This window comes from Desulfobulbus alkaliphilus (assembly GCF_016918545.1).
In the GTDB taxonomy this organism is placed as follows: domain Bacteria; phylum Desulfobacterota; class Desulfobulbia; order Desulfobulbales; family Desulfobulbaceae; genus Desulfobulbus; species Desulfobulbus alkaliphilus.
Genome location: NZ_JAFFQC010000432.1, coordinates 1 through 386 on the forward strand (window position 1 = coordinate 1; position 386 = coordinate 386).

The 386-nt window shown below is 64.5% G+C and carries 1 pseudogene; it reads right to left on the reverse strand.

Annotated elements, in window-relative coordinates:
- Nucleotides 1-386 (reverse strand): annotated as a pseudogene (locus tag JWG43_RS19275) (SF1B family DNA helicase RecD2); the annotation flags it as partial.

Genomic DNA, 386 nt, shown 5'->3' on the forward strand with positions numbered 1-386 from the left:
CGCTCAGGGTCCGCTCCTTGCCGTCCAGAAAGACGATGCGGCCCACGTCGCCGTTGAAGACGTCCTTGTCGTAGTTGTTGCGGATCTGCATGACCTTGTCGTGCAGGCGGAAGCTGCGTTCGCCGCGCCGCACTTCCAGCCCGTTGGGGTTGAGGCTGGCCTGCAGGCGCAGGTTGAGCTGCGCCGCGCCCACGGCGCCCTTGTGCATGGGCGTGAGCACCTGGATGTCGTTGACCGGGTCCAGGCCGAAGCGGCGCGGGATGTGGTTGCGCACCAGATCCACCACCATGTCGGCGGCGCGTTCCGGATCGTTCTGGTGGATGAAATAGAAATCCGAGAGCCTGTCCTTGCTGGATTCCAGCGAGGGCACCTGCCCCTTGTTGATG